The following is a 24530-nucleotide window of genomic DNA, read 5'->3' as shown; positions in this document are numbered from 1 at the left end:
TTTTAATAAAGTAGATGTGGGGCAAACACTTTATAGAATTTAATTTAAGAACGTATTGTTTGATTTGGTTAGACAATATTAGCACAATCATCGATTAAAACACAAATAAAATCGATGAAATACATAATTTTATAATTATTATAAGATATTTTCCTACTTAAGTGTATTTCGTCGATACTTTTTATCGATGTTGACAAAACTAAAAAACCACTCCGAAGAGTGGCTTTTCTATATACTATTAAAAAATTAAGCAGATTTGTAAATCCGGTTTATAGGTATCGAATGTCCTTGTTTGAGAATAACCCGCTGATCAGTCAACGCCCAAACTGTAGTTTCGACTACTTTTTTAGATTGATTGTCTTCAAAATAAATTCTAATTTTAGAGTGCTCCAAATTGCCTAAAGCCAAAGCTCTATACAAATCTGAATGCCGTTGTTGGATTTCTTCTCGTGTTTCTAACACATCGGATTGTGGAAAGGAAAGAAGCTGAATTGTTTCTTTCTCAATGGTTTCAAAGTTGGGTTTCATAATACATAGATTAAGTTTGTAAATAGATTAATGGGCAGAATAAAATTAATAAAATATATTTGTGAACCAAACATTTACCCAAAAAACACCAAAACCATTTTGACAACAACTATCTCAAATTCAATACTCTCAGCCAAAATAAACCACAAAGGCGCTGAACTTATCTCGCTACAAAATCTTGAAACCAAAAGAGAATACATTTGGGAAGGAAACCCCGAATTTTGGGGAAAACACGCTCCTGTCCTATTTCCGATAGTAGGTACGTTAAAGAATAATTGCTATGAATATGAAGGCAAAATATTTTCTTTAAATCGACACGGATTTGCAAGAGATTTTGATTTTCAATTAATTACACAAGAAAAAGATAAAGTGGTTTTTTCCTTACAAGCTAATGAGATGACTTTTAACATTTATCCATTCAAATTTGAATTACAACTCACTTATACTTTGAATGAAACAACCTTAAACGTGTCTTATAAAGTGATTAACAACAGTTCTGAAACAATGCCTTTTTCTATTGGCGGACATCCGGCTTTTGCCTTAAATAATACCTTCGAAAAGTATGGTTTACAGTTTGAATCAGGCGAAAAATTAATTAGTTATACCTTAGAAAACGATTTGCTTTCAGACAAAACCCAAAACATTGAATTGAAAAATAACCAATTACCACTTACCTATTCTCTATTCGAAAAAGATGCTTTAGTGTTTAAGTCATTGCAATCAAAACAAATCAAAATCCTCGAAAACAATTTGCCTATCTTAAATTTCAAGTTCAATGATTTTCCTCATTTCGGAATTTGGACCAAAATAAATGCGCCATTTATCTGCTTGGAACCTTGGCTAGGCTACGCAGACACTACAAATACCATTGGAAATATCTTGGAGAAAGAAGGAATTCAATTGGCAGAAAGTAATTCTTATAAAGAATATAATTTTAGTATAGAAATTATATAAATTTACAAAAACGATTTTATGCTTACCATCAATTTTCATCCCTTTCAAAACCTTGAAACAGAGCGCTTGCTCTTGCGTCGCATTAACGAAAACGATGCTGACGAAGTTTTAGCCCTTCGCGGCAATCCCGAAATCATGAAATATATTCCGAGACCTTTGGCCAAAACCAAAGAAGATGCCTTGGAACATATTGCTATGATTGAAGACAAAATCGTAAACAATATTGGCATCAATTGGGGAATCACTATTAAAGGAAGTGACAAAATCATTGGCATTATTGGTCATTACAGAATCCAACTCGAAAATCACCGCGCTGAAATCGGTTATATGTCGTTACCCGAATATAATGGCAAAGGTTACATTACAGAAGCGATAAAAGCCGTTGTTGAATATGGTTTTGAACAGATGAACTTACACTCAATCGAAGCCGTAATTGATCCTGATAACATAGGTTCTGAAAAAGTTTTACAAAAAAATGGCTTTGTCAAAGAAGCTCATATATTAGAAAACGAATTGTGGGAAGGAAAATTTTGGGATACGGTTATCTACTCTTTACTGAAAAGAAATTTCAAAAAGTAATTACTTTTTATCAAACTTCGGAAGTGTCTTAATATACAATGTTTCCACTTGCTTCCTAGCCCAATCAGTCTTGCGCAAAAAGGTCAAACTCGATTTAACACTCGGATTGCTGTTAAAACACTTAATCTTAATCAGTTCGCCCAAAGTATCAAAACCATAATAGTCAACCAATTGCTCTACTATTTTTTGAAGCGTAACACCGTGAAGCGGATCTTTTGAAGGCACATTTTCCATAAAACAAAGGTATAGATTTCAAAAATAAAAACCGCCATTCAATCAAGAAAGGCGGTTTAAACTCCGACGAATCGGAAAAACTATAACTATTAATTTAATTAAAATACAAACTTAAATCCGAAAGATAAAGGTGTTGTTAAGTTTGGCATACTTCCGCCCAAAGCATTAACATAAATCGGATCTGCTGTAGCAACGTGAGCTAAAGAGAAATTGTTTATTGTTGTTTTGTCGCCACCATCAGGTTTGATTGTAGTTGAAGTGAAATTGGCCAAGTCATAAGAAAACTCAACAGAGAAATTTTTAGTGACAAAAAAGTCAAAACCACCAGACATAGCAACGCCAAACTGAGTCACTTTAGTATCGGCTTCTTTTTCTTTACCGGTAATAATTGGTGTCGCTAATTGACCAAAGAAGTAAAAATTGCCTGCTATGTTCCAATACTTTCTTACCAATGGTTCAACCACCATTAAATTAGTATTGGCATTAGTTACCGAACCGGTTTCCGATTTGATATTCATAATACCAACTCCGGCTCCAACGGCTACTGATGGTGTGACGAATGTTCCAACAATAGGAATTACCGATAGATTTGTGGCGGTGTCATCACCTGTTTTTGTTTGTTGGTAACCAAATTGTGAAGTGGCAAACCATGCGCCTTGTAATCCTTTACTTTGTTCTTGTGCTTGAGCAGTTAAACCAAAAAAAGCCAAACCTGCTACTAATAATAATTTTTTCATTTTGATTTGTTAGTTTAAAATTATACCCCAAAATTAGTCGGAAGATTTTGCCGAAAAACTGATATAAATCATTGTTTAAACATTTTTTTTATTGATAATTTCGTCGACATTTCAGTTCAGAATTAAGCATTAGTTTAGTACATTTGCCATCCGATGTTGAAAACGATTAACATACTTAACAAACGCGCCAGGTTCGATTATGAGATAATTGAAACTTACACGGCCGGTATTGTTTTAACCGGAACCGAAATCAAATCAATTCGCTTGGGCAAAGCCAATATTACTGAAGGATTTTGTGAATTTCACAACCACGAATTATTCGCCATCAATACCCAAATTGACGAATACTTATATGGTAATCAGTTCAATCATAAAGCCAAAAGCGAACGCAAATTATTATTGAATAAAAGAGAGTTAAAAAAACTCGAAAGAGCGATGGATACGAAAGGTTTGACCATTATTCCGTTGAAGTTGTTTACCAATGAAAAAGGGATAGCCAAATTAGATATCGGACTTTGTAGAGGAAAGAAAACTTATGACAAACGCGAAAGTCTTAAAGAACAAGACACAAAGCGTGATTTGGATCGAATTAAAAAATCATTCTAATTCTTATCTTCCAATAAAGGTACAAAACGGAATTCGCCAAACTCATGTTTTTCGAATTGGGTTTCATTTTTACGAATTAACATCGTCATTACTTGCTCGCCTTCACCTAGCGGAATAACCAATCTTCCCCCTATTTTGAGCTGAGCCATCAATGGTTTTGGAATAATTGGTGCGCCGGCAGTCACGATAATGCTATCGAATGGAGCGTGATTAGGCAAGCCTTTATAACCGTCTCCAAAAGACAAATGTTTGGGACGAATGCCCAACTTTGGCAACAAAGCCGAAGTAATTTTAAACAACTCATTCTGTCTTTCTACCGAATATACTTTGGCACCCAAAGCCACTAAAACCGCAGTTTGATAACCCGAACCGGTTCCGATTTCTAGCACTTTATGATCTTTTTTTACCTTCAACAATTCGGTTTGAAACGCTACAGTATAAGGTTGGGAAATGGTTTGTCCGGCCGCAATTGGAAACGCTTTATCCTGATACGCAAAGTCTTCAAAACTCGAGTTCAAAAATAAGTGTCTGGGGATTTTCCGGATGGCATCTAAAACGTGTTTATCGGTAATTCCTTTTTCTTCCAACACTTTGGCTAGTTGATTTCGAAGTCCTTGATGTTTGCTGGTATCTTTCAATGTAGGTTGAGATTTAAAGCGTAAAAATAGAAGTAAAAATTTCAATAAACAAATTCCTAATTCCATTAAACTTTTAAACCCTTAAACTTTTAAACTTTAAACTAAAATGCTACTTTTGATAAAATTTATCTTTATGCTCAAAGTTGGCGTTTTAGGTGCCGGTCACCTCGGAAAAATACACTTGCGATTACTACAACAATCTGAAAAATACGAACTCGTTGGTTTCTACGATGAGAATCACGAAAACGGGGCCAAAATTGAGGCCGAATTTGGATACAAACAATTCGATACCATTGCCAAATTAATCCACGCAGTAGATGTAATTGATATTGTTACGCCAACACTTTCGCATTATAAATGTGCCAAAGTTTCGATTAAATCAGGCAAACATGTTTTTATTGAAAAGCCAATCTCCGCAACGGTTGCAGAAGCTGAAGAAATTATTGCTTTGGCCAAAGAATACAATGTCAAAGGACAAGTTGGGCACGTTGAAAGATTCAACCCGGCATTCATTGCAGTGAAAGACCAAATCGAAAACCCAATGTTTATTGAAACCCATCGTTTGGCCGAATTCAATCCGCGTGGTACTGATGTTCCCGTAGTTTTGGATTTAATGATACACGATATCGATGCGATTTTGAGTGTGGTGAAATCAAAAGTAAAAGCGGTTCATGCCAGTGGTGTTTCGGTGTTGAGTCAGTCACCAGATATTGCAAATGCCCGAATCGAATTTGAAAACGGTTGCGTGGCCAATATTACTTCGAGCCGTATTTCAATGAAGAATATGCGCAAATCTCGTTTCTTTCAGAAAGATGCTTACATCTCTGTCGATTATTTAGACAAAGTTTGTGAAGTCGTAAAAATGAAAGAAGCACCTGAAGTTCCCGGAGATTTTGATATGATTTTACAAAATGCAGAAGGCCAAAAGAAACAAATCTATTTCAACAACCCGGAAGTAGCACCCAACAATGCCATTTTAGACGAATTGGAAACTTTTGCCGATGCCATCAATAGCAATGGAAAACCCGTAGTCACTTTAGAAGACGGAACAGAAGCTTTACGCGTAGCTTATATGATTATTGATTCGATGAATGAAAAAAACTAACTAAACAAACATAATGAATACAATTGCTGTAATAGGTGCAGGAACTATGGGCAACGGAATTGCCCACACTTTTGCCCAAAGCGGTTTTACCGTAAAACTAATTGATATTTCCGAGAAATCTTTGGAAAAAGGAATGGCAACAATTGCTGCTAACCTTGACCGAATGGTAACCAAAGGAACCATCACCGAAGAAGACAAACACAAAACCATTGGTAACATCATCACTTACACCGATATCAAAGACGGCGTGGTTGGTTGTGATTTAGTGGTTGAAGCTGCTACAGAGAACGTAAGTTTAAAACTCAATATTTTCAAACAACTAAGTGACATTTGCGACCACAATGTAATTTTGGCCACTAATACGTCTTCGATTTCTATTACCCAAATCGCAGCACAAGTCGTTCATCCCGAAAGAGTCATTGGAATGCACTTTATGAATCCGGTGCCGATTATGAAATTGGTAGAAATTATTCGAGGTTACAACACGTCTGATGAAGTGACCAAAATCATCATGGATTTATCGATGAAATTAGGTAAAACCCCAACAGAAGTCAACGATTATCCGGGCTTTGTAGCAAACAGAATTTTAATGCCAATGATTAACGAATCCATCGAAACGTTATACAATGGTGTTGCAGGCGTAAGCGAAATTGATACCGTAATGAAACTCGGAATGGCGCATCCCATGGGACCATTACAACTAGCCGATTTCATCGGATTAGATGTTTGTCTTTCGATTCTAAACGTAATGTACGACGGTTTCAAAAACCCAAAATATGCTCCTTGCCCATTATTAGTCAATATGGTTATGGCCGGAAAACTAGGCGTAAAATCGGGCGAAGGTTTCTACGATTATTCAGAATCGAAGAAAGCAGAGAAGGTTTCGAAGCAGTTTATATAAATGTTGTAGGTTCTAAGTTGTAAGTTCTAGGTTAAAATTAAACCAACTTACAACTTACAACTTACAACCCACAACTTACAACCAAAAAATGTCAAAAATAATCCCTTTCAAAGCCGTTCGTCCAACACCCGATAAAGTGGCGTTGGTGACTTGCCGAAACTACGATGATTACAGTTCGGCCGAACTCGCGGCTTGGTTGAGTTTTAATCCGTATTCGTTTTTGCATGTGATACATCCTGCCTATATGTATTCGCAGAAAATTACTTTGGACAAGCGCTTTAAAGGTGTGGCTCACAAATACCAGGACTTCAAAGATGACGGTATTTTTATGGAAGAAGATAAAGCCGCTTTTTTTCTGTATGAAATCAAAACCAAATCACAGTCGTTCACCGGAATAGTGGCCGGAACTTCAATCGAAGATTACAAAAATAATGTCATCAAAAAACACGAAGACACCTTGCAATATCGCGTAGAATATTTTAAGGATTATTTGCACCAAACTGGTTTTAACACCGAACCGGTTTTAATCACTTATCCGGATAATGAAACGCTAAATACTTGGATAGCCGAAAAGAAAAAAAGCTCTCCAATTTACAACTATTCCACCACCAATAAAGAGCAACACCAACTTTGGAAAATAGAAACCAAATCAGAAATAGATTGGTTATCCCAACAGTTTGAAAATATTCCTGAGTTATACATAGCCGATGGACATCACCGCTCGGCTTCAGCAGAGTTATTGTATGATGAAGACAAACATTTAGGCAACGAGAACCTAAACTATTTCATGAGTTTCCTAATTGCCGAAAGCAATGTCAAAATCTATGAATACAATAGAATTATTCGTGATTTGAATGGCTTTTCCAAAGAAGATTTTGTAGAGAAACTCTCCGAAAATTTCATCATCAAAGACAAAGAGCAAGAGTTGTGGAAACCGCAAAGCAAGTTTGAGTTTGGGATGTATCTCGATGGTAGTTTTTATGCGTTGTTTTACAAGCAAGAAAACAATCAGCCTTCTATTTTGGAAAATTTAGACGCTCAAATTTTATACGACAAAGTCTTGCAACCTTTATTGGGCATAGAAGATTTGCGAAACGACGAACGCATCGAATACATTCCGGGAAAGCAATCTATTTCAACGATTAAAGAATTGGTAGACGAAGGAGAATTTGAAGTTGGTTTCATGCTTTATCCTTCCGACATCTCTGAAATCAAAGCTTTGGCTGATAACAATTTGATTATGCCCCCAAAAAGTACTTATATAGAACCGAAGTTCAGAAGTGGATTGATGGTTTATGAATTGTAGGTTAGAAGTACGATTTACGAAGTACTAAATAAAAAATTAAAACATAAGCATGTCAATAGCACAAAACCTTCTCGAAATAAAAGCTTCTCTCCCATCACACGTGACTTTGGTAGCGGTTTCCAAAACCAAACCTGTTGCTGATTTGATGGAAGCGTACAATGCCGGCCAACGCATTTTTGGGGAAAATAAAATCCAGGAAATGACCGAAAAATGGCAGCAAATGCCAAAGGAAATCGAATGGCACATGATTGGTCACGTGCAATCCAACAAAGTGAAATATATGGTTCCGTATGTGAAACTAATTCAAGGTGTTGATAGTTTGAAATTGCTCAAAGAAATCAACCGTCACGCCGTTCGTTGGAGAAAAAATATTAATTGTCTGTTGCAAATTCACATAGCCGAAGAAGAAACCAAATTTGGTTTAGACGAAAAAGAATTAGACGAATTACTAAACTCCGAAGAATTCAAAAGCTTTACCAATATAAAAGTCGTTGGTTTAATGGGAATGGCAACCTTCACTGATAACCAAACCCAAATCAAACGCGAATTTGACCATTTAAAATCGATTTTCGATAAATACAAATCACTGAACACTAATAACTGCCAACTGAACACTCTCTCCATGGGCATGTCAGGCGACTATCAATTAGCTATCGACTGCGGAAGCAATATGGTTCGCATTGGAAGTAGTATCTTTGGAAGCCGATAAAAAGCTAATCACTATTCACTAATTACTATTCACTTATTTGTACGCAATACTCGACATAGAAACTACCGGAGGTCAATTTAATGAAGAAGGCATTACCGAAATCGCCATCTACAAATTTGACGGACACGAAATCGTAGATCAATTCATCAGCTTGGTCAATCCCGAAAAACCAATTCAGCCTTTTGTAGTTAAATTGACAGGGATTAATAACGCCATGTTGCGTTCGGCACCAAAGTTTTATGAAGTCGCCAAACGTATTATTGAGATTACTGAAAATTGTATTGTTGTAGCACATAACGCTTCTTTTGACTACAGAATTTTGCGCACGGAATTCGGTCGATTAGGCTATGATTTTATCAAACCAACACTTTGCACCGTAGAATTATCCCAAAAATTGATTCCCGGACAAGCTTCTTATAGTTTGGGGAAATTGGTTCGTTCATTGGGTATTCCAGTTACCGACAGACATCGTGCCAGCGGTGATGCATTGGCCACAGTAAAATTGTTCAAAATGATTTTAGACAAAGATGTGGAAAAGGAAATCCTAATCAGCCTAATCAAAGCCGAAATCAAAAAAGGATTATCACCAAAATTGCTTGACATAGTGGAAAGTATGCCAACAAGAACCGGTATCTACTACATTCACAATGAAAAAGGCGATTTAATTTACATAGGCAAAAGCAAAAATATTAAGAAAAGAATTAACCAACATTTCACCGGAACAACCGGCAAGTGCAAAAAGATTCAACGAGAAGTCTTTGCCGTTACTTACGAAGAAACCGGTAGCGATTTGATTGCCTTGTTGAAAGAAAGTGAGGAAATCAAAATCAACAAACCCATTTACAACCGCTCGCAACGCAAAACCATTTTTCAATATGCCTTGTATGCCGAAAAAGATGAAAATGGGTACATGGCCTTGAAAGTCCAAAAGGCAGATGGTCGCAAAAAGGAAATCACCTCTTTTACATCAATTCAAGAAGGGAAAAATCTTTTGCATAAAATCACGGCTCAGTACCATTTGTGCCAAAAAATCAATGGTCTTTACGATACCAAAAACGGTTGCTTCCAATTGAAAATAAAAGAATGCAACGGCGCATGTTTGAACCAAGAACCCACTGAAGCATACAACGAACGCGTAGAAGAATTTATCCGCGAAATGAAGTTTGACAACAACAATATGGTCATCATTGATCGCGGCAGAAACACCAACGAACGTAGTGCCGTACTTATCGAAGGCGGTATTTACAAAGGCTATTGTTTCTTTGATTTAAACTACCAAGTCAACAACATCGAAATCCTGAAAAACCTAATCATTCCAATGCAAAACAATCGCGATACCCGAACGATTATTCAAGGATATTTACGTCGTCATAAAGTAATTCGAATTGTAAAATTTTAATTTATCAGGAGCTATTTCCCGCTATCCGTTGCAATCTCTTCGAGGATTTCCACTACAAATGCGAAGCATTCATAGAACTCCAATTACAAATATTATCTTTGTGAGATAATCGGGGCTAAAAAAACAAAGTGCATTGAACTACTTAATCACCATCATAGGACCAACAGCCATCGGAAAAACTTCCCTGAGCATTGCTTTGGCCCAACATTTTGGTTGTGATATTATTTCGTGTGACAGCCGACAGTTTTTCAAAGAAATGCGTATTGGCACAGCGGTTCCAACCGAGGAAGAACTTAAATCAGCCACACACCATTTCATCCAAAACAAATCCATTTTCGATTCCTATTCTGTAGGCGATTTTGAGCAGGAAGCCATTTCCAAATTGGATGAATTATTTCAGAAGAATAATGTTCAAATTATGGTTGGCGGTTCGGGTCTATACGTTGATGCCGTACTCAAAGGCTTTGATGATTTTCCGGACATTGATGAATCAGTACGAACACAAATCAACGCTGATTTTGAAAAACTTGGCATAGATTATCTACAGCAAAAGTTACAAGAATTAGATTTAGATTATTTCCAAAAACTAACGTCTGAAAACCCGCAAACATTACAAAATCCGCAACGTATGAAACGCTTTGTGGAAGTTTGTTTGGGAACAGGAAAGCCATATTCAAGTTTTATAGGTCAAAAGAAAAACAATCGTCACTTCACTCCTATTGTAATCGGTTTAGAAGCCGAGCGAGATATCATGTACGACCGAATCAATCAACGTGTCGATATGATGATTAAAGAAGGACTTTTGGCAGAAGCCGAACAATTATACCCACATAAACAGTCGAATGCGCTGCAAACTGTGGGTTACCGAGAACTCTTTGATTATTTTGATGGAAAAATTACCTTGGAATTCGCCATTGAAGAAATCAAGAAAAACACGCGCCGTTTTGCCAAACGCCAAATCACTTGGTTCAAACGAACCAAAAACACGATGTGGTTTGACTACAAAACAGATCCAAAAAAAATAATTAATCATTTACATTTGATAATTCATAATTCATAATTCATAATTATTTATATGCCTATTGCGCCAAACTTTACGTCAAAACTGCAACAAGATTGGGAAGTCACATTCTTGCAATGCTATCCTAATGGGTACTTGAAATACACTGATTTGTGCAACATCCTGCAATTAACAGCCGGTTTGCATGCAGAATTAGGCGGAATTAGTTTTAGCGATATGCAAGTGCATCATCAAGCTTGGGTTTTGAGTCGGATGCGAGTTGAAATCAAACGTTTACCCAAATGGAAAGAAACGATAACCGTAAAAACCTGGATCAATTCGTTGGAGAATTCACGCTCGATTCGTTGTTTGGAAATGTATATCGGTGACGAGAAAATTATTGGTTGTGAAACCTTTTGGGCTGTTTTTAACACCCAAACGCGTCGTCCTGAGAATTTGGCTTTGCCACACGAACATTTTGAAAAGTTTCCTGAGAGAGCGACTTTACATCCTTTTAGCAAAATAGATATTCAACACGAAATGCAAACGGTTGGAACGCACATAGTCAAACTTTCTGATTTGGACATTGTCAACCATGCCAACAGTGTGAAATATTTAGAATGGTGTTTGGATTGTGTTGATTATACAATCATTCAGCATCAAAAGATTAATAGTTTTGAGATGAACTATCTGAAAGAAGTCTCGCTAAACGATACCGTTGAAATCAAACAGAAAGCTTCAAATAACGATATCATTTTTGCTGTTCAGCGAGAGGAAAAAGCCAATTTTGCATTACAATTGCACTTAAAATAAAAAAGCTCCGATTTCTCGAAGCTTTTTACTTTATTTTTTCACGACCAATCGGAAACCTTCTCCATGAATGTTGAGAATTTCAACACTTGGATCTTCTTTCAAGTATTTGCGCAATTTGGCAATGTAAACGTCCATACTTCTTGAGGTGAAGTAGTTGTCTTCTCTCCAAATTTTGGTTAGCGCCAACTCTCTTGGCATCAAATCGTTTTCGTAAATCGCCATCATTTTTAATAAATCAGACTCTTTTGGTGACAATTTGATTGGTTCGTCATTACCAAATTTTAAATAACGCAACTTAGAGTTTAAAAGAAACTTCCCGATTTGGAACTCAAATTTGGCCGGCTCGTTTTTAGTTTCAGCTGACTTTCTTTGGATAATGGCTTTGATTTTCATCAATAAAACATCAGAGTCGAAAGGTTTGTTCAGATAATCATCTGCCCCAACTTTGTAGCCTTTCATCACGTCTTCTTTCATTGATTTTGCCGTTAAGAAAATCAAGGGCACATCTTTGTTCTTTTCTCTGATTTCTTTGGCTAAGGTATAACCGTCTTTGTAAGGCATCATGACGTCCAAAATACACAAATCGTAATTGTCTTTTTTGAATTTTTCGAAACCTTCCATACCGTTTTTGGCTAGCGTAACATCAAAATCGTTTAGTGTGAGATATTCTCTCAATACGATTCCGAAGTTTTGGTCATCCTCGACTAGTAGTATTTTTTTATTTGCTTCCATAGTATTTTTTTTAATTTATGAGTGGGACTTTAATTATAAATATGCTTCCTTTTCCTTTTTCACTTTCTACAAAAATTTGACAATTGTGGTCATCAAGTATTCGTTTAACATAGGCCAATCCTAATCCGTGACCTTTTACATTGTGCAAATCACCGGTGTGTTCGCGGTAAAATTTTTCAAATATTCTTTTTTGTGCCGCTTTGGTCATTCCGGCGCCTTGATCTTTAATTTTGACAATCACAAACTCCTTGACATTTTCGGTATATATATCTATAACGGGATTATCGGGAGAATATTTTATGGCATTATCTAAAATATTAACAAAAACATTGGTAAAGTGAACATCATTCAATAAAACCGTTGTTCTTGTTGCGTCAAAATGTGTTGTTATACTGCCATTTCGGTCATCAATAATAAGATTAACATGATCAATGGCGTCTTCTATTATGCTGTGTATATCATTGGATTCCTTATTAATTTCTAACTCACGCTTTTCTAATTTAGAGATACGCAATACATTTTCCACTTGGGCATGCATTCTTTTATTTTCATCTCTTATCATTTGCAGATAACGATAAATTTTTTCTTTATCATCAATTACTTTAGGATTTTTAATCGCATCTAAAGCCAAATTAATTGTTGCAATAGGTGTTTTAAACTCATGTGTCATATTATTAATGAAATCGGTTTTGATTTCAGATATCTGACGTTGCTTTATCAATTGATTTAACGCACTTGAGTAAGCAATGATAATAATCAAAGTGAAAACGATTGACAATATGCAAATCCCTATCAATTCTGAAAATAAAAATTTCTTTTTCTGCGGGAAAGTGATTAACAATTGGTACTTATTATTACCGTCATTATCAATAAAAATCGGGATAGAATAAGTTGACGCCTTTTCATACCTGAATCGATCAGACTTGATTTTTGTAGCTAAACCATTGCTGTAAATATTGTACTCAAATGGAGTTTTAACCCCATACTGATTGAGTTCATCAGACAATAACTTTTGCAAAACTTCATTTTTAACCCTTTCCTGAATGGGTCTCAAAGCCGCAATATCTTTGTAAAAAATTTCAAATTGAGCATTGTCTAAAGATTCGGTTCTGCCCTCTTTTTCAATTTTAATATCTGGTGATTGATTCTGCTTAATAGAAGAATTATCAATATTGTCAGTATAAATTTCTGTTTTTCGCTTAGCAGTATAGTTTTTGATTTCTCTTAAACTATCCATTTTTCTGTCAATGAACGACGAATTAATTCCGTAATCTTCGGATATGATGCTATTGGAATAGACAATCATCTCATTGGTTCTGGAATCTCTTTGGTAATACCCAAATTCCAAAAAATCACTTTTATCCGGTACTTTTCCGGTACTGTCAATTACATTATTGTATTTTTCGTAATAGGTATACTGCTCTTTCTTTTGCAATTTGTCGGCGACATTACCGAGAACTTGTTTGACATGAAACTTAAATTGTTCTTCATTGTTTTCAAATGACTTGTCAAACCAATATACTTGAACAAGAATTATGCCTATTAAGGACAAACTCATTAAAATTACCAGTAGACGAAAAAACAATTTATTCATTAAACAAATTTAGTATTTTAACATTTATACAATAAATACATTAACCAAACATTAACATCTCAGGCTAATTTTGTTGATTTTTTAATAAATTAAGAATAACATCAACTTGATTCTTAGTATCTTCCATAGAAATATTGTGAATTACAAAATGGCTTTTGGCTATTTTTTGTTCTTCTGACCATTGGTTTTTTATTCTGCTTAAAACACTTTCGCGATTTGTATTATCGCGATCAATAACCCGCTGTAATCGAGTCTCTAAAGGTGCCGTAATTGTAATAATACTGTCACAGTATTTGTAGCTGCCACTTTCAAATAAAATGGCGGCTTCTTTTATTACAAAAGGAAATTTTTGGTGATTTTTCAACCAAATATCAAAGTTTTGTTTAACGAGCGGATGAATAATAGCATTCAGTTTTTGAAGCTTTTCAGGATTGTTAAATACCAACTGAGCCAATTTTGCCCTATCAATTTTTTTATCCGAAATGACGCTGTTACCAAATGCTGTTTCAACCAATCGGGTGACCTCTTGGGTTTCCATTATTTTTTTGGCCTCTTCGTCAGCAATGTATACAGGAATTCCCTTTGACTTTATATAGTTAGCCACTAAAGTCTTCCCGCTTCCTATTCCACCCGTAAGTCCTATTATTTTTGTCATGACTTTACTTTAAAAAATAATTCAGGAAAAGCAACTTCCGGCTTTTGCTTTTGAAGTTTAATCTTGATATAAGATTCTAGAAAACCTCTGCCATAGCCAAAGAATTGTTTTGTAACTGCAATTACAGATAAGAAGCCGATTTCAGGATCTTTAGTTTGTAAAGTGGCAAAAACAAAAATCAGGATATAGTATAAGGCATAACATAAAATCGGGAAGGTTAGACCAAAAAGAAAAAGAAAAACTGAAATTAAAAATCCTATGACAAACAAGGTTGGAAAGAAAAAGGTCAGCTTACTGTATTCGGGATACCAACTATCTAAAATTGGTCGGGCTTTACCAAATTTATTGACTTGAACAGAAAACTTATCCCAATCGATTCTCCTTTTGTGATAAACAAAAGCTTTGGGAAATAATTTTGTCTCAAAACCCAATTTCCATAATCTTATAGACAAATCCGGATCTTCTCCGGGATGGATATTTCCAAATCCGTCGGAAGCTTCAAAGGCTTTTTTGGCTATTCCCATATTAAAACTTCGGGGTTGAAACTTAGTCAACTTTTCTGAACCACCACGAATTCCACCGGTAGTTAAAAAAGAAGTCATGGCAAAGTTAATGGCTTTTTGGATATTGGAAAAAGAATCTAAAGCAGCATCAGAACCGCCAAAGCAATCCACATAATTTAGGGTTAACTCTTTTTCAACTTCGGTCAAATATTGCTTTGGTATTATACAATCTGAATCAAAAATAATATAGTAATCTCCTTTTGCCATTTTCATTCCAAAGTTTCTGGAATCACCTGGACCACTATTTTCTTTAAAGTAATAGGAAATATTAAGTTTATCTCTGTAGGCATCTATTGCTTCTCCACAAGGAATAGAAGAGCCGTCTTCAACAATTACAATTTCGTAAGGTTTATTATAGTTAGAAAGCACAAGACTTTCCAAAAGCTCCTTGATTTCATCGGGTCTGTTGTAAACCGGAATTACAATTGAAAAATACATAACATAAATTTTAACAAAGATAAGTTTTATACAAAAGAAAAACCACCTAAAATTTAGGTGGTTTTAAACTATTATAAAAGAACAAATGTTTACTCTTTAATCACTTTAATCGTTCTCACTTTGTTATCAGCAGTTACTTTTACCATATAAGTACCACTAGCTAAATTAGACATGTCAACTTGTCCTTGATTAGCTCCAATTGCATTAACGCTCATTTTTTGACCTAACAAATTGAATACTTCAACGCTTGTGATTTCTTGGTTATAGGATAGATTCAATACATTTTTAACCGGATTTGGATAATATGTGAAATTATTACTGTCAAAACCTTCATTAGATAATAATTGATTTCGTGAAACTCTTAAACAGAAACTACCCACTTGATCATCTGAATAACCTGCAACTCTAACATAATAGGTTTGACCTGCAGTAACGGCCGTATTTACAATTAATGAATTCCATGAAAATCCGTTTGGTTGTAATACAATACCACCATCATTATCACATGCAACTTGTGTTAAAGCACCGCAAGCTCCGGAATATAGAGCAACTTCTGTATCATACAAAGTACCTCCTAAGAAGTCTGTTGACACATCAACTGTAGCGGCATCTGCCGGTGCCACAAAAGAGTACCAAACATCATTCAAGCCATAGGCGAAACATGTTGCAGGAGTAACACCTGAATCTGTAGAACCTATATTAGTTCCATTAGTATTAGTTCCATTACAGAAAGTATCATCAACTACTAAGGCAATAGCGGCAGGACATTCATCATTTGCCGGAGCCGGAGCCGGAGTGACAGTTAAAACACCGCTTCCGAAAGTTGCACCATCCCAGAAATTACCATTGTTTGGAGGTGAAGCGTTAATTCCACCATAAACAAACGGACCACCGTTTAAAGTAAATCTTGTAGCATAATAATATGTTCCCGGTGCTAAAGCAGCCCCAATTACAGCTTGATATTCGTCATCATTACCCGCTTCAACATTGAAAGTGGCAGGAATCCATATAGTCCATGTATTTGGATTTGAATTGTCTCCTACCGGACTAATTCCAACCCATGCAAGTACACCTGGAGCTTGTCCTGAAGTAGTATCAGTAAGACCCGGCTCATAAACTCTTCCGTAAACCGTTGTATTACCACCTTGTACAATTGTAGCTGTCGGTGGCCATTGCAAGTTGGCGTAATCCACAGTATCTGTTGGCTGCGCTTCAGTAGTAAAACTCCAAACTGAGCATCCTATTGCTTCACCTGCTGCATTTCTGGCAATAACTTGCCAATAGATTGTAAAGCTGTATTCTCCAACAGGGCCAACAGCTGGAATAGTTGTAGCTGTAAAGTTTCCTCCAAATACTAAATTATCAACAGCTGTTCCTGTATAAACATCGTAAGAAGTTGCAGGATCACCGGTTGTTGGTGCTGTCCATGATAAATCAAAAGTAGCAAAAGCAGGAACTGTTGTACTACCATCGGCAGGAACCGGAGTCGAAGCACAACCCGGAAGAACCGCAGCCGTTGTACAAACTATTCTTCTTTCTCTTGATACATTTTCTGTTCCGCAAGTTGAATTGGTATGTATATAAAATCTAATTATACCATTGGCTGTAGGCGAATAAACCACACTACCGGCACCAACAGCTAAAGCAGTTGAACCATCAGCGGAAGATATGGTAATATAATCTGTCGGAACAGAAGTGGAGAAAGTATAAGTATTAGCAGCAAAAACTTCAACGTTAGAGTATTCTCCTGCCCATGCATCATCAATGGTTACATTAGTTGAAACACCATCACAAGTATCAACTGTTAATGGGTCTGCCGGATATAAAGTTGCTGTCAAACACAAAACACCACAGATTACATTAGTTGTTCTTTCCGAATCTTGAGTACCACATGTAATATTTGTATTAATGTGAACTCTTATATTACCGGTTACTGTTGAAACCCATGTAAGAGGTTGTGTTCCGGAAGCAACGGAAGTTGCACCATTATCGGTACTAATTGTAAAGAAATCAGTTGCTATAGAACTGGTAAACTTATACGTTTGACCTGAAGTTACACTTACAGTAAAGTAATCACCTGCAAAAGAGTCCTCTGATATTAAAGTAGGCGTAAAACCGTCGCAAACAGTAGGAGTAATTATACCACCTGGAAAATCAAATCCTGTCAAACAGGGAGTTGGTACAGAAATGATTGTTGGTGAATTAAAACAAAATCCCCAATTCCAATCCGCGCCGGCTAAACTATCATTGTAATAAATACGATATTTAAAACCTGATAATTGTGTAGCCGTAAAAGCAGCCACATCTAAATCAGGTGTGGAGAAAGTTACTTTTGGGATTGTACAAAAATTATCAAAAACAGCCGTGCTGTTTCCTGGAAGATTTCCTCCCCAAGGCACCCAAGTTGAAGTATCAGCATTCCAATACTCAAATCTTAAAACATCGGCGTCTAAATAATTGTATCCATAAAGAACACTTACTCTAACTTTTTGTTCACCTGCTGTATGGGCTGCAGTCAAATCAATAATTGGAGATTCAGCAGCTATTTGATCATCGCTGGTACCGCCAGCATCGTCATCATCAAAAGCAAAATTTGCTGAAGTTGTTGGATTAGCTTCAAATGCTGTGGCTGCAGCATTGTAAGTTCCAGTGACTGTCCAAGCAGGGTTAGGCCAACCCGCATTTTGGTTCAGTACTTGGGCGTTTATTTGCCAAACCGAAAATAAGGCAAACAACAATAAGTAATGTTTTTTCATTTGTTAAAGATTAAAAGTTAATTAACTATAAAAGTACTTTAAATAAAAAAAACTCACAAAAATTATTTGCGAGTTTTTAATATAGATATTAACAATCCTTACTATTTTATACTTGGCACTAAAACCATTTCATTAGTATCGGCATTATAATCAACTCCGTCAAAACCGAAACCGAATAAATTTAAGAAATCTTGTTTATAACCTGCTAAATCTCCTATTTCGGGAAGATTTTCTGTTGTAGCGGTTGCCCACAAGGCTTTAACTCTTTCTTGAATATCTTCACGCATTTCCCAATCGTCTATTCTGATTCTGCCTTTATCATCTGTTGGAACCGCTGCATTTGTATAAAGTCTGTCGGCGAAAAGTCGTTGGATTTGCTCAATACAACCTTCATGTACCCCTTCAGCTTTCATTATTTTATACAATAAAGAAATATATAAAGGAATCACCGGAATAGCTGAACTGGCTTGCGTTACCAATGCTTTATTTACAGAAACATATGCTTTTCCTCCTAAAGACTTTAAACTGTCTGTAATTTCAAAAGCTGTAGCTTCTAAATGGTCTTTAGCTCTACCAATAGTACCTTTTCTGTAAACTGCTTCAGTTACTTCCGGTCCGATATAAGAGTATGCTATAGTTGTGGTTCCTACTGCTAAAACTCCTGCATTTTTTAAAGCTTCCATCCACATTGACCAATCTTCACCACCCATAACTACAACAGTATTGTCAATATCTTCCTGATTAGCCGGTTCAATAGAAACCTGAGTTACATTTCCGGTATGAAAATCTACGGTTTTGTTGGTAAACGTCCCTCCAATTGGTTTCAAAACCGAACGATGCAAAACACCTGAAACAGGGTGCATACGAACCGGTGAAGCCAAACTGTAAATTATCATATCCACTTGACCTAAATCAGCTTTGATTAAGTCAATTGTTTTTTGCTTTACTTCGTTAGAGAATGCATCACCATTGATACTTTTGGCATACAAACCTGCTTTTTGCGCTTCTTGTTCAAAAGCAGCAGAATTGTACCAACCCGGAGTTGCCGTTTTACCTTCAGCAGGCTCTTTCTCAAAGAAAACCCCAATTGTCGCGGCATTAGAACCAAAAGCAGCCGTAATTCTTGAAGCCAAACCGAAACCGGTGGAAGCACCAATCACTAATACTTTTTTGGCACCCTCAATTGTTCCTTTAGATTTTACGTAACTAATTTGATTTTTAATGCTTTGCGCACATCCGTCCGGGTGAGCCGTTAAACAAATAAACCCGCGCATTCTTGGTTCTATAATCATATTCTTTGAAATTAAGTTGTCTGTATATTAAAATTAAAGTGGTACAAAAATAATAAATTAAAACGGTTAGTTTAGTAATGCTTTGGCATGATTGAGTGCCGAATCTGAAATATCTTTCCCCGAAAGCATTTCGGCAATTTCAATTATACGCTCGTCATTGGTTAATAATTTCAATTCGGAAACCGTATTGTCACCCAAAACCGTTTTGAAAACCTTATAATGGGTATTTCCTTTGGCTGCAATTTGCGGCAAATGAGTTATGGCAAAAACTTGCATCGATTGACTCATCTCACGCATAATTTCTCCCATTTTATTTGCAATTTCACCGGAAACACCAGTATCAATTTCGTCAAAAATAATGGTCGGTAATTTGGAATATTGGGATAAAATAGATTTTACTGCCAACATGATTCGGGACATTTCTCCACCGGAAGCCACTTTTTTCAACAAACCGAAATCGGTTCCTTTATTGGCCGAAAATAAGAACTGTAAAGTGTCTTTTCCGTTATTGTAATAGGTTGAAGTTGGCGTGATATCAATCTTGAAACGAACATTGGGCATACCCAACAAATTCAAAATATCGATTAGTTTTTGGGTAAGATTTGGAATGGCTTCACTCCTACTTTGAGAAATTTTAGCCGCAATAGCATCTAATTGAACCTCGAAGTCTTTAATGTTACTTTCAAGTTTAATAATTTCTTCTTCCAAAGTCACCACCGAAACCACTTTTCCTTCTAATTCATTTTGAATGTCAATCAATTCCTCAACCGTTTGTACTTGGTGTTTCTTTTGCAAACCGTAAATGAGTTGCAGTTTTTGATTAAGGAGTTCTAATTTTTCGGGATCATTGAATACCAAGTCCGATTCGCGATTCAGTTCTTTGATAATGTCATCAAACTCAATTAAAATCGAGTTAGTGCGCTCAAAAAGCGACTCATATTCAGTAGAAAAATTGGCGTTTTTTTGAAGTATTGTTTTGAATTCTTTCAGGTTTTTCAACAACCCGAATTGGTCTTCATTGGCCAAAACCAAAAGCGTTGAAAGATTTTCTTTGATGAATTCAACATTATTGAGGGCTTCATAACTCTTTTCAAGTTCTTCTAACTCACCTGATTTTAATTGGGCTGAATGCAATTCGTTGAACAGAAATTCGTTATAATCTTTCTCTTTCAGTATGGCAGACAAACTTGCTTTTTGGGTTTCCAAAGTAGCTTTAGCCGAACGATATTGTTTTAATATTGATGAATATTCAACTCTGAATTCTTGATTTTTTGCAATGGCATCAATGATTTTAAACTGGTATTCTTCTTCGGATAATTCTAAAGTTTGGTGTTGTGAATGCACATCGATTAGGTAAAAACTCAAATCCTGTAATTGCTGTAAATTCACCGGACTGTCATTTACAAAAGCACGTGATTTTCCAGAAGGTAGAATTTCTCTTCTAATGATAGTTTCTTCTTCATAATCCAAATCATTGGCTTCGAAGAAAGACTGTAAGTCATATTTTCCTATGGCAAAATTGGCTTCTACGATACATTTTTCTTCTTTATTTTTTAGCGAAGACAAATCAGCTCTTTTGCCGAGCACCAAACCTAAAGCGCCAAGAAGTATTGATTTTCCAGCTCCGGTTTCACCTGTAATAATTGAAAAACCGTTAGAAAAATCAATATTTAATTTTTCAATTAAGGCGAAGTTTTCAATCGAAAGCGAAGTAATCATGTGCAGAAAATGAAGTAAAGTTTAAGTAGTAAATATACTAATTATAACTTGATGGTTGCCCATTTACTTGAATTGAGTGGTGATATCTTATTCAAAGTATCGATAGTTGCTGACATTGAAACTTTTGGACCGCCTGAAAGGATGGAAACAATTTCGTCTCCTTTGGCATCAAAAAACACCCTGGTCAAAAAGGCATTGGAACGCACCTTATAAATCCCGCTTAAAGTAGTAATAGATTCTAAAATTTTTTCTTTAGAAGTTTTCAAATCTTTAGACATGTTATCTAAACCTTCTCTATGGTATTGGTACATCGCATCTCTGAAGGCATCATAAGTACCCGAAAGCATATCGCTAACCAAAAAGAAACGATTCTGATTGCCATCAACTTGACTCCATCCTTTATAACCACTTTGTTGGGCCACAGTCATAACTTGTTGCGCCACATCAAACCAAGGTTTACCACCATAAAGCGTATAAGTATCGGCATCAAAACCTAATATCATATAACTGTAATAAGCCAAAACAGAGACCAAATTGGAATCAAAATTGGCCGGATTAAAAAGGAGGTTTTCAAACTCTATGTATCGAAAAGAAAAATCTTTATCATTATAATTAAAAACCGGGGAAGAATACGTTGAGTTGAATATTGGTCTGGAAGATTCAACTTGAATTGTAGCTGAGAATTGATTCGATTCATAGCTGTTTAGGATGATTACCATCGAACAGTTTATCTTTTCATGCTGCTTATATTCTTCTCCTGTCCAATCTGTTTTGTTGACAAACTCATTGATTGATTTTTCCAAATTTTTAAAAATTTGGCTATTCGCATTGGTGACTTTATCCGAGTTGACTTGAACTGTACAATTTAATTGCTGCGCATGGGTCACTCCAACCAAAAACAATAAAAGAAAACTAGCTATTTTTTTCATAATGTGTCATTACTTTAGTCATTATATCCTCCGCTACTGCTTCTTTTGATTTTAAGGGCATAGGCTCAATCACAAAATCTTTATTAATAAATGTAATTTTATTAGTTGAAGTTGCAAAACCTGCACCTTTATCTTGTAGCGAATTTAAAACAATCAAATCTAAGTTTTTTTTCTGAATTTTCAGCTTCGCATTTTCAATTTCATTTTCGGTTTCCAGAGCAAAGCCAATTAAGAATTGCTTTTGTTTGATTTCGCCTAAAGAAGCTAAGATATCTTTTGTTTTTTCGAGTTCGATAGTGAAAGCTGCTTCTGTTTTTTTTATCTTTTGGTCTGCGACTACTTTGGGTTTATAATCTGCCACGGCTGCGGCGCAAATAGCAACATCCATTTCCTTAAAATACTGATGACAAGCCTCATACATTTCTTGAGCTGAAGTAACTCGTATTAAATTGACATTTGTATTATCAACATTCAAATCCGTTGGACCCGAAATTAAAATCACTTCTGCACCAAGATTGGCCGCGGTTTTAGCAATATCAAAGCCCATTTTACCCGAAGAATGATTCCCTATAAATCGAACCGGATCAATCGCTTCATAGGTTGGACCGGCCGTAATCATGATTTTTTTACCTCGCAAAGACAATTTACTTTCCAAGTCTTTCTCTAAAAAGTCCACAATGTTTTCGGGTTCTGCCATTCGGCCTTCACCTGATAATCCACTGGCTAACTCACCACTTTCAGCAGGAATCATGATGTTACCGAATTGCTTCAGCAAATTAAAACTCGATGAGGTTGACGGATGTTTGTGCATATCCAAATCCATTGCTGGAGCAAAGTATACCGGACATTTAGCCGATAAATAAGTCGCAATTAAAAGATTGTCGCAATTGCCATTTGCCATTTTGGAAAGCGTATTGGCTGTTGCCGGAGCAATCAACATCAAATCGGCCCAAAGTCCTAACTCAACGTGGTTGTTCCATTGTGCATTCTCGTCTTCTTCGTTGTAGAAAGTAGAATGAACCGGATTTTTGGAAAGTGTGGATAATGTTAACGGTGTTACAAAATCCTTAGAAGCAGGTGTCATTATCACTTGGACATGTGCACCTGCTTTTATAAATAATCTAACTAATGAGGCTGTTTTATAGGCGGCAATTCCTCCGGAAACGCCGAGTAGTATTTTTTTACCGCTTAAAACAGACATCTGAATTAGTCTTTTGTAGTATCTCTGTAGTAAATTTTGTCATCAAGCCATTCTTGAACAGCCAATGCGTGAGGTTTTGGTAATTTTTCGTAGTATTTAGAAACTTCGATTTGCTCTTTGTTTTCAAAGATTTCTTCCAAACTATCGTTGTAAGTGGCAAACTCTTCTAATTTTTCAGTCAATTCTTTTTTGATTTCAGAGTTGATTTGGTTTGCTCTTTTAGCCATTATTGTTATTGCCTCGTAAACATTGCCGGTACGCTCTTCAATTACAGTTTTATTGTAAGTGATTGTGTTAACCGGTGCATTCGTCTTTTTTAAATCCATGACTTTTTTATTTAGTAAATTGTTTTAAATCTGTTTCAATTCTAGCCAACATTTCATCGGCTTTTGCTTTGTACTGTGTATCTTCTTTGTGCTTGATTAATCCGGCATAAGCCGCTTTGGCAACATTCAAACGGTCTTCCATTTTAGAAGGCACACTATTTATAGCCAACTTGTAGGCCGAATCCAACTTGTAAAACAAAGCATCTTCTTTATAAGGCGTTCCTGGATAATTAATAACAAAGTTATCAAAAGCCACTATCGCTGCTTTGTAATCAGAAATTGTATTATAAGTTTTAGCATTTTCGAATGCTTTTTTCTCTAATTTCTCTCTTAATGATTTTGCTATTGTATTGGCATCACCTATATATTGTGATTCCGGGTACACATCGATAAAATTTTGCAGTTTTTCAATGGCTTTATAAGTATCTACTTGGTCTAAACTGTATACCGGAGACAATTTTGAGAAGCATTTTGCTCCTAAAAATAAAGCTTCTTCAATTTTTTCACTCTTTGGATAACTTGAAGCAAAATTTTCAAATTGATAACCCGCTAAATAAAATTGATTGGTTTTATAAAGTGATTGTGAATACATGTAAAACATTTTCTCAGCTTGCGGTTTCCCTTTGTAAGCCGGAGCAATTTGTTCAAAAAGTCTTATCGCTTTACCGTATTTCTTGGCATCATACATTTTGTTTGCCATATCAAACTTGACAGCAATATCCTCCGATTTTAATGCTTTTTGGTATTCGCTACACGACGAAAAAAATACTATGAATGCAAATAGGGCTAAAAATTTCTTCATTATGATGTTTAATG

25 protein-coding genes are annotated in these 24530 nt (G+C 35.9%); 10 read left to right on the top strand and 15 right to left on the bottom strand.

Going from position 1 to position 24530, the window contains the following annotated elements; all coding sequences use genetic code 11:
• Window positions 1–246 precede the first annotated feature (246 nt).
• On the bottom strand, window positions 247–528 hold the full coding sequence (locus ACK4HO_RS04600) for a hypothetical protein (RefSeq protein WP_409663211.1): 282 nt from the start codon (window positions 526–528) through the stop codon (window positions 247–249).
• Window positions 529–627: 99 nt separating this feature from the next.
• Between ACK4HO_RS04600 and ACK4HO_RS04595 the strand changes: the two genes are divergently transcribed.
• Window positions 628–1482 carry an aldose 1-epimerase family protein gene (locus tag ACK4HO_RS04595; protein ID WP_409663208.1) on the top strand — a complete coding sequence of 285 codons (855 nt, stop codon included), beginning with the start codon at window positions 628–630 and terminating at the stop codon, window positions 1480–1482.
• Between the two features lie 18 nt (window positions 1483–1500).
• Window positions 1501–2061 carry a GNAT family N-acetyltransferase gene (locus tag ACK4HO_RS04590; RefSeq protein ID WP_409663205.1) on the top strand — a complete coding sequence of 187 codons (561 nt, stop codon included), beginning with the start codon at window positions 1501–1503 and terminating at the stop codon, window positions 2059–2061.
• Here ACK4HO_RS04590 and ACK4HO_RS04585 read toward each other — a convergent pair whose 3' ends face one another.
• Together ACK4HO_RS04585 and ACK4HO_RS04580 are read right to left on the bottom strand one after the other, a co-directional pair.
• Window positions 2062–2295 carry a VF530 family DNA-binding protein gene (locus tag ACK4HO_RS04585; protein ID WP_409663202.1) on the bottom strand — a complete coding sequence of 78 codons (234 nt, stop codon included), beginning with the start codon at window positions 2293–2295 and terminating at the stop codon, window positions 2062–2064.
• 98 nt (window positions 2296–2393) lie between these two features.
• Window positions 2394–3032: an outer membrane beta-barrel protein gene (locus ACK4HO_RS04580; protein WP_409663199.1), complete on the bottom strand. Its 639-nt coding sequence runs from the start codon at window positions 3030–3032 to the stop codon at window positions 2394–2396.
• A 153-nt stretch (window positions 3033–3185) separates the two neighbouring features.
• On the opposite strand from ACK4HO_RS04580, the gene smpB reads away from it, so the two are divergent.
• Entirely contained in the window at window positions 3186–3638 is a 453-nt protein-coding gene (gene smpB, locus ACK4HO_RS04575) for an SsrA-binding protein SmpB (RefSeq protein WP_409663196.1), read from the top strand.
• On the opposite strand, the gene ACK4HO_RS04570 is transcribed toward smpB, so the two are convergent.
• The gene (locus ACK4HO_RS04570) at window positions 3635–4276 is read right to left on the bottom strand and encodes a protein-L-isoaspartate(D-aspartate) O-methyltransferase (RefSeq protein WP_409663193.1); all 642 of its coding nucleotides are present in this window, start codon (window positions 4274–4276) and stop codon (window positions 3635–3637) included. The genes smpB and ACK4HO_RS04570 overlap by 4 nt on opposite strands.
• A gap of 133 nt (window positions 4277–4409) precedes the next feature.
• On the opposite strand from ACK4HO_RS04570, the gene ACK4HO_RS04565 reads away from it, so the two are divergent.
• The 7 genes from ACK4HO_RS04565 (at window position 4410) to ACK4HO_RS04535 (ending at window position 11509) form a co-directional block, all read left to right on the top strand.
• Entirely contained in the window at window positions 4410–5381 is a 972-nt protein-coding gene (locus tag ACK4HO_RS04565) for a Gfo/Idh/MocA family protein (protein ID WP_409663190.1), read from the top strand.
• Between the two features lie 13 nt (window positions 5382–5394).
• A complete protein-coding gene (locus ACK4HO_RS04560; RefSeq protein ID WP_409663187.1) occupies window positions 5395–6282 on the top strand; it encodes a 3-hydroxyacyl-CoA dehydrogenase family protein in 888 nt (295 codons plus the stop codon).
• Window positions 6283–6370: 88 nt separating this feature from the next.
• Window positions 6371–7588 (top strand): DUF1015 domain-containing protein, encoded by a 1218-nt coding sequence (locus ACK4HO_RS04555; protein ID WP_409663185.1) that lies wholly within the window; start codon window positions 6371–6373, stop codon window positions 7586–7588.
• 49 nt (window positions 7589–7637) lie between these two features.
• Window positions 7638–8297 carry a YggS family pyridoxal phosphate-dependent enzyme gene (locus ACK4HO_RS04550; protein WP_409663182.1) on the top strand — a complete coding sequence of 220 codons (660 nt, stop codon included), beginning with the start codon at window positions 7638–7640 and terminating at the stop codon, window positions 8295–8297.
• A 37-nt stretch (window positions 8298–8334) separates the two neighbouring features.
• Window positions 8335–9696 (top strand): exonuclease domain-containing protein, encoded by a 1362-nt coding sequence (locus ACK4HO_RS04545; RefSeq protein ID WP_409663180.1) that lies wholly within the window; start codon window positions 8335–8337, stop codon window positions 9694–9696.
• 133 nt (window positions 9697–9829) lie between these two features.
• Window positions 9830–10756 (top strand): tRNA (adenosine(37)-N6)-dimethylallyltransferase MiaA, encoded by a 927-nt coding sequence (gene miaA, locus ACK4HO_RS04540; protein ID WP_409663177.1) that lies wholly within the window; start codon window positions 9830–9832, stop codon window positions 10754–10756.
• A 15-nt stretch (window positions 10757–10771) separates the two neighbouring features.
• Complete coding sequence (locus ACK4HO_RS04535; RefSeq protein ID WP_409663175.1) at window positions 10772–11509, top strand: acyl-[acyl-carrier-protein] thioesterase; 738 nt, start codon at window positions 10772–10774, stop codon at window positions 11507–11509.
• Window positions 11510–11539: 30 nt separating this feature from the next.
• Here ACK4HO_RS04535 and ACK4HO_RS04530 read toward each other — a convergent pair whose 3' ends face one another.
• The 11 genes from ACK4HO_RS04530 to ACK4HO_RS04480 form a co-directional block, all read right to left on the bottom strand.
• On the bottom strand, window positions 11540–12241 hold the full coding sequence (locus ACK4HO_RS04530) for a response regulator transcription factor (protein WP_409663172.1): 702 nt from the start codon (window positions 12239–12241) through the stop codon (window positions 11540–11542).
• Between the two features lie 10 nt (window positions 12242–12251).
• Complete coding sequence (locus tag ACK4HO_RS04525; protein ID WP_409663169.1) at window positions 12252–13835, bottom strand: sensor histidine kinase; 1584 nt, start codon at window positions 13833–13835, stop codon at window positions 12252–12254.
• A 64-nt stretch (window positions 13836–13899) separates the two neighbouring features.
• Window positions 13900–14490, bottom strand: coding sequence for a dephospho-CoA kinase (coaE, locus tag ACK4HO_RS04520; RefSeq protein ID WP_409663167.1), 591 nt, complete (start codon window positions 14488–14490; stop codon window positions 13900–13902).
• Window positions 14487–15491 carry a glycosyltransferase gene (locus ACK4HO_RS04515; protein ID WP_409663165.1) on the bottom strand — a complete coding sequence of 335 codons (1005 nt, stop codon included), beginning with the start codon at window positions 15489–15491 and terminating at the stop codon, window positions 14487–14489. The genes coaE and ACK4HO_RS04515 overlap by 4 nt, the downstream gene beginning before the upstream one ends.
• Window positions 15492–15580: 89 nt before the next feature.
• The gene (locus tag ACK4HO_RS04510; protein WP_409663162.1) at window positions 15581–18247 is read right to left on the bottom strand and encodes a T9SS type A sorting domain-containing protein; all 2667 of its coding nucleotides are present in this window, start codon (window positions 18245–18247) and stop codon (window positions 15581–15583) included.
• Between the two features lie 101 nt (window positions 18248–18348).
• Entirely contained in the window at window positions 18349–19539 is a 1191-nt protein-coding gene (fabV, locus tag ACK4HO_RS04505) for an enoyl-ACP reductase FabV (RefSeq protein WP_409663160.1), read from the bottom strand.
• A gap of 66 nt (window positions 19540–19605) precedes the next feature.
• Window positions 19606–21258 carry a DNA repair protein RecN gene (gene recN, locus ACK4HO_RS04500; RefSeq protein WP_409663157.1) on the bottom strand — a complete coding sequence of 551 codons (1653 nt, stop codon included), beginning with the start codon at window positions 21256–21258 and terminating at the stop codon, window positions 19606–19608.
• Between the two features lie 41 nt (window positions 21259–21299).
• Window positions 21300–22187: a DUF4835 family protein gene (locus ACK4HO_RS04495; RefSeq protein ID WP_409663154.1), complete on the bottom strand. Its 888-nt coding sequence runs from the start codon at window positions 22185–22187 to the stop codon at window positions 21300–21302.
• Window positions 22171–23388, bottom strand: a complete 1218-nt coding sequence (gene coaBC / locus ACK4HO_RS04490; protein WP_409663151.1) for a bifunctional phosphopantothenoylcysteine decarboxylase/phosphopantothenate--cysteine ligase CoaBC — start codon at window positions 23386–23388, stop codon at window positions 22171–22173. Before coaBC ends, ACK4HO_RS04495 begins: the two co-directional genes overlap by 17 nt.
• 5 nt (window positions 23389–23393) lie before the next feature.
• Window positions 23394–23714 carry a DNA-directed RNA polymerase subunit omega gene (locus tag ACK4HO_RS04485; RefSeq protein ID WP_121313610.1) on the bottom strand — a complete coding sequence of 107 codons (321 nt, stop codon included), beginning with the start codon at window positions 23712–23714 and terminating at the stop codon, window positions 23394–23396.
• A 7-nt stretch (window positions 23715–23721) separates the two neighbouring features.
• Window positions 23722–24516: an outer membrane protein assembly factor BamD gene (locus ACK4HO_RS04480; protein ID WP_409663149.1), complete on the bottom strand. Its 795-nt coding sequence runs from the start codon at window positions 24514–24516 to the stop codon at window positions 23722–23724.
• Between the last annotated feature and the right edge of the window lie 14 nt (window positions 24517–24530).

Source organism: Flavobacterium sp. (assembly GCF_046296355.1).
In the GTDB taxonomy this organism is placed as follows: Bacteria; Bacteroidota; Bacteroidia; order Flavobacteriales; family Flavobacteriaceae; genus Flavobacterium.
This window is presented reverse-complemented; position numbering and strand designations above follow the sequence as displayed.

Excerpts from the sequence above, each read along its gene's own strand:
- ACK4HO_RS04600 (WP_409663211.1), bottom strand. The coding sequence starts at position 528 with ATGAAACCCAACTTTGAAACCATTGAGAAAGAAACAATTCAGCTTCTT.
- ACK4HO_RS04590 (WP_409663205.1), top strand. The coding sequence starts at position 1,501 with ATGCTTACCATCAATTTTCATCCCTTTCAAAACCTTGAAACAGAGCGC.
- ACK4HO_RS04585 (WP_409663202.1), bottom strand. The coding sequence starts at position 2,295 with ATGGAAAATGTGCCTTCAAAAGATCCGCTTCACGGTGTTACGCTTCAA.
- ACK4HO_RS04580 (WP_409663199.1), bottom strand. The coding sequence starts at position 3,032 with ATGAAAAAATTATTATTAGTAGCAGGTTTGGCTTTTTTTGGTTTAACT.
- smpB (WP_409663196.1), top strand. The coding sequence starts at position 3,186 with ATGTTGAAAACGATTAACATACTTAACAAACGCGCCAGGTTCGATTAT.
- ACK4HO_RS04565 (WP_409663190.1), top strand. The coding sequence starts at position 4,410 with ATGCTCAAAGTTGGCGTTTTAGGTGCCGGTCACCTCGGAAAAATACAC.
- ACK4HO_RS04560 (WP_409663187.1), top strand. The coding sequence starts at position 5,395 with ATGAATACAATTGCTGTAATAGGTGCAGGAACTATGGGCAACGGAATT.
- ACK4HO_RS04555 (WP_409663185.1), top strand. The coding sequence starts at position 6,371 with ATGTCAAAAATAATCCCTTTCAAAGCCGTTCGTCCAACACCCGATAAA.
- ACK4HO_RS04550 (WP_409663182.1), top strand. The coding sequence starts at position 7,638 with ATGTCAATAGCACAAAACCTTCTCGAAATAAAAGCTTCTCTCCCATCA.
- ACK4HO_RS04535 (WP_409663175.1), top strand. The coding sequence starts at position 10,772 with ATGCCTATTGCGCCAAACTTTACGTCAAAACTGCAACAAGATTGGGAA.
- ACK4HO_RS04530 (WP_409663172.1), bottom strand. The coding sequence starts at position 12,241 with ATGGAAGCAAATAAAAAAATACTACTAGTCGAGGATGACCAAAACTTC.
- ACK4HO_RS04525 (WP_409663169.1), bottom strand. The coding sequence starts at position 13,835 with ATGAATAAATTGTTTTTTCGTCTACTGGTAATTTTAATGAGTTTGTCC.
- coaE (WP_409663167.1), bottom strand. The coding sequence starts at position 14,490 with ATGACAAAAATAATAGGACTTACGGGTGGAATAGGAAGCGGGAAGACT.
- ACK4HO_RS04515 (WP_409663165.1), bottom strand. The coding sequence starts at position 15,491 with ATGTATTTTTCAATTGTAATTCCGGTTTACAACAGACCCGATGAAATC.
- ACK4HO_RS04510 (WP_409663162.1), bottom strand. The coding sequence starts at position 18,247 with ATGAAAAAACATTACTTATTGTTGTTTGCCTTATTTTCGGTTTGGCAA.
- fabV (WP_409663160.1), bottom strand. The coding sequence starts at position 19,539 with ATGATTATAGAACCAAGAATGCGCGGGTTTATTTGTTTAACGGCTCAC.
- recN (WP_409663157.1), bottom strand. The coding sequence starts at position 21,258 with ATGATTACTTCGCTTTCGATTGAAAACTTCGCCTTAATTGAAAAATTA.
- ACK4HO_RS04495 (WP_409663154.1), bottom strand. The coding sequence starts at position 22,187 with ATGAAAAAAATAGCTAGTTTTCTTTTATTGTTTTTGGTTGGAGTGACC.
- coaBC (WP_409663151.1), bottom strand. The coding sequence starts at position 23,388 with ATGTCTGTTTTAAGCGGTAAAAAAATACTACTCGGCGTTTCCGGAGGA.
- ACK4HO_RS04485 (WP_121313610.1), bottom strand. The coding sequence starts at position 23,714 with ATGGATTTAAAAAAGACGAATGCACCGGTTAACACAATCACTTACAAT.
- ACK4HO_RS04480 (WP_409663149.1), bottom strand. The coding sequence starts at position 24,516 with ATGAAGAAATTTTTAGCCCTATTTGCATTCATAGTATTTTTTTCGTCG.